The organism is Nocardioides sp. CPCC 206348 (assembly GCF_048654705.1).
In the GTDB taxonomy this organism is placed as follows: Bacteria; Actinomycetota; Actinomycetes; order Propionibacteriales; family Nocardioidaceae; genus Nocardioides.
This window is the reverse complement of the sequence record NZ_JBMCZA010000226.1, coordinates 34,883-38,531: the sequence shown is the minus strand read 5'-3', so window position 1 is coordinate 38,531 and position 3,649 is coordinate 34,883. Positions and strand designations below refer to the sequence as shown.

At 69.1% G+C, this 3,649-nt stretch carries 4 protein-coding genes and 1 pseudogene; 2 read left to right on the top strand and 3 right to left on the bottom strand.

What is annotated here, in order from left to right; genetic code table 11:
- The 3 genes and pseudogenes from ACOADB_RS25765 to ACOADB_RS25755 form a co-directional block, all read right to left on the bottom strand.
- Nucleotides 1–257, bottom strand: a pseudogene (locus ACOADB_RS25765) (acyl-CoA synthetase); the annotation flags it as partial.
- Nucleotides 258–339: 82 nt separating this feature from the next.
- Complete coding sequence (locus ACOADB_RS25760) at nt 340–726, bottom strand: hypothetical protein (protein ID WP_378605657.1); 387 nt, start codon at nt 724–726, stop codon at nt 340–342.
- A 51-nt stretch (nt 727–777) separates the two neighbouring features.
- Nucleotides 778–1,821 carry an LLM class F420-dependent oxidoreductase gene (locus ACOADB_RS25755; protein ID WP_378605654.1) on the bottom strand — a complete coding sequence of 348 codons (1,044 nt, stop codon included), beginning with the start codon at nt 1,819–1,821 and terminating at the stop codon, nt 778–780.
- 78 nt (nt 1,822–1,899) lie between these two features.
- Between ACOADB_RS25755 and ACOADB_RS25750 the strand changes: the two genes are divergently transcribed.
- Nucleotides 1,900–2,859, top strand: coding sequence for a Zn-ribbon domain-containing OB-fold protein (locus ACOADB_RS25750; RefSeq protein WP_378605651.1), 960 nt, complete (start codon nt 1,900–1,902; stop codon nt 2,857–2,859).
- 76 nt (nt 2,860–2,935) lie between these two features.
- On the top strand, nt 2,936–3,649 hold a 714-nt coding region (locus ACOADB_RS25745), incomplete at its 3' end, for a lipid-transfer protein (protein WP_378605648.1).

Below are 3,649 nucleotides of genomic sequence, written 5' to 3'. Positions count from 1 at the left end.
CGCTGGAAGCCCTGCGTCTGGCCCGCGCCGAGGATGAACAGCACCTCGGGCCGGTTCAGTGCGAGGAGCGCCCCCGGTGTACCGCGGCCGGCCCCGAGGGACTCGAAGGCCTGGATGTACTGCGAGATCCGGTCGGCGGTCTCCGCTCCTGTGAGCGTGACATCACCCAGATGGACGATGGGACGGTGGGCGTGCCGCTTGAGGGCCGCGACCATCAGGTGGCCGTTGTGGGCAGGCGTACGGAGCGTGTCGGTCACTGGAGGCCTTCGGTTATTGAGGAGCACGTGAGGGACGAGCGTGCGTCTCGAAATATAGAACGTGTTCTAGTCGTCGGCAAGGTCAACCGGCGCGCCGTTCGGCCGGGGCCACGAGCGGCGCCACTCCACCCAGCCGGCGCTGGAACCGGACCTGGTCGGCGTGCGCGTCGAGGACGCCCCAGAGTGCGCGGTGCGCGGCCCACGGCAAGGGGTCCCCTGAGGTGCGCCAGCGTTCACCGAAGCTGATCCACACCGGGATCCAGCCGGCGGCACAGTCCCAGGCACCCTGCTTCGCCTCGATCAGGCGCCGCCTGACCTGGAATGCCGTGCGCGGCCCGTCGACGCAGATCGGCGCAGTCCGTACGGGCCAGACCCACAGGTCGAGCTCCATCAGCTCGAGCTCGAGGTCACGGAGCAGGGCAGGGTCCACCAGCACCGTGGCGACGTTCTCGTGCGGCTCCCGCCTCATGGCCGGAACGCTAGCCCTCGTCGCCGACAGCGACCAGTGTTCCGGGCGAACTCAGGCCAACAGCTCGGCGACCTGCCGGATCTCGGCCGCACTGCGGGAGGACAGGAGCAGTGTCGTCACGCCGGTCTCCTCCCACTGCGCCACGCGCTCACGAACCTCACCGGCGGTGCCGATGATGTGCATGTCGTCGACGAGCTCGTCGGGGATCAGCGCCGTGGCCTTGTCCTTCTCCCCTGCCAGGTAGAGGTTCTGCACCTCGTCCGCCAGGGCCTCGTAGCCCATCCGCGCGAAGACCTGCGTGTGGAAGTTCTGCTCCTTGGCGCCCATGCCACCCATGTAGAGGCTGACGAACGGCTTCATCGCATCGACGACGGCCTGCTTCTCGGCAGCGTCCTTCACGACCTGGAGGTGACAGGTCGCCGAGATCTCGAAGTCGGCGCGAGTACGACGGGCGCCCGCTCGGGCGAAGCCCTCGTCCAGCCACGGCTGGTACATGCCGGCACTCCTGGGCGTGTAGAAGATCGGGATCCAGCCGTCGGCGATCTCGGCGGTCTGGGCGACATTCTTCGGGCCCTCGGCGCCGAGCCAGATCGGCAGGTCGGCGCGGAGCGGGTGGACGATGGGCTTGAGCGGCTTCCCGAGGTGCACGGCCCCCGGGCCGTTGTAGGGCAAGGGGTGGTGCGGGCCGGCGTTGATGACCGGCTCCTCGCGCGCCAGGACCTTGCGGATGATCTCGACGACCTCGCGGGTCCGGGCCAGCGGCTTCGAGAACGGCTGGCCGTACCAGCCCTCCACGACCTGCGGGCCGCTCACGCCCATGCCGAGGATGACCCGGCCGTTGGTCAGGTGGTCCAGCGTGAGCGCGTGCATGGCGATCGACGTCGGCGTACGGCCGGACATCTGCACGATGGAGGTGCCGAGCCGCACCCGGCTGGTCTCGCGACCCCACCAGGCCAACGGCGTGAAGGCATCACTCCCCCAGGCCTCGGCGGTGAAGATCGCGTCGAACCCGGCGTCCTCGGCCGCGGCGACGAGCTCGCCCACTCCTTGCGGGGGCTGCGCGCCCCAGTAGCCCAACTGCAGTCCCAGCTTCATGGCTGCATCATGCCCGTCGAGTGAAAGCATTTCTAGAACGTGTTTCACTTTTGGGCAGAACATGTTTCACTTTGGCTCATGAGCCGCACCTTGCAGGCGCCCGTGACGGTCGCCTTCGACTACACGCGATCGACCGGCCCCGTCGTTGGTCGTTTCCTCTCCGGACTTCGCGACGGAGTGGTCGTCGGCGGACGGACCTCGGCCGGTCAGGTCGTCGTCCCACCGCTCGAGTTCGACCCCGTCACCCACGAGGCGACGACCGAGTTCGTGGACGTGGCGTCCGTCGGCACGGTCACGTCCTGGACCTGGGTCCCCGAGCCGGTGAAGGGCCAGCCGTTCGACCGGCCGTTCGCCTTCGCCCTCGTCACGCTCGACGGCGCCGACGTGCCGTTCCTCCACGCGCTGGACGTCTCCTCACCCGCCGAGGTCACCACCGGCATGCGGGTGCGTGTGCGCTGGGCCGCGGAGCGGGTCGGCCACATCAACGACATCGCGTGCTTCGAGCCGCTCGCCCCCGGCGAGGCCGAGGCAGCCGCCCCTGCGGCCGCCTCCGTCGAGCCGGTCACCGGCGTCGTCACGACGGTGTCCCTCGACTACAACTACGCGGCCTCGCCCGAGGAGTCGCTGTTCTACCGCGGCCTCAACGAGGGCCGGATCATGGGCCAGCGCTGCCCCACCTGCGAGAAGGTCTACGTCCCGCCGCGCAGCGCGTGCCCCGCTGACGGGACGCCGACCGCGGAGGAGGTCGAGCTCTCGCAGACCGGCACGATCACGACGTTCTGCATCGTCAACGTGCCGTTCCTGGGCCAGAAGATCAAGCCGCCGTACGTGTCGGCGTACGTGCTCCTCGACGGCGCCGACATCGCGGTCCTGCACCTCATCCTCGGCGTTCCTGCCGACGAGGTGCGGATGGGCATGCGGGTCAAGGCGGTCTGGAAGCCGAAGGACGAGTGGGCGTACTCCCTGGAGAACATCGACCACTTCGCGCCGACCGGCGAACCGGACGCCGACTACGCCACCTACCAGCAGCACCTGTGAACACCCCACGACGTTCCTTCAGAAAGGCCTGCCACTAATGCGTGACGTCGCCGTCGTCGGGTTCGCCCAGCGACAGATGCCTGAATTCGACGGGTCCCCGACCTGTGTCGAGCTCCTCGTCCCGGTCTTCAAGGAGCTCTACGAGCAGACCGGCTGGACCCGCAGGGACGTCGGGTTCTGGTGCTCCGGCTCCTCCGACTACCTCGCCGGCCGTTCGTTCTCGTTCGTCCAGGCCGTCGACGCGATCGGTGTCATTCCGCCGGTCAACGAGTCCCACGTGGAGATGGACCTCGCCTGGGCGATGTACGAGGCGTGGATCAAGATCCAGACGGGCGAGGTCGACACCGCCCTCGTCTACGCGTTCGGCAAGAGCTCGGCCGGAGTGCTGCGCCGCACGCTCGCCCTCCAGCTCGAGCCGTACACGATGACGCCCCTGTGGCCCGACACCGTGTCCCTGGCCGGCCTCCAGGCCCGCGTGGGCATCGACGCCGGCGCCTGGGACGAGCGCGCCATGGCCGAGGTCGCGAACCGCTCGCTGACCGACGCCGAGAAGAACGAGTACGCCATCCGGAAGGGCGGCTCGTCGGTCGACGAGCTGCTCGCACGCCCGATGTACGCGGACCCGCTGCGCAAGCACGACTGCTCCCCCGTCACCGACGGTGTGGCGGCGCTGGTGCTCGCTGCTGGCGACAAGGCCCGCGACGTCCGCGAGCGTCCCGCCTGGCTCACCGGAATCTCCCACAACGTCGACCCGATGGGCATGGGCGTCCGCGACCTCACCCGGTCGCCT

Excerpts from the sequence above, each read along its gene's own strand:
- ACOADB_RS25750 (WP_378605651.1), top strand. The coding sequence starts at position 1,900 with ATGAGCCGCACCTTGCAGGCGCCCGTGACGGTCGCCTTCGACTACACG.
- ACOADB_RS25760 (WP_378605657.1), bottom strand. The coding sequence starts at position 726 with ATGAGGCGGGAGCCGCACGAGAACGTCGCCACGGTGCTGGTGGACCCT.
- ACOADB_RS25755 (WP_378605654.1), bottom strand. The coding sequence starts at position 1,821 with ATGAAGCTGGGACTGCAGTTGGGCTACTGGGGCGCGCAGCCCCCGCAA.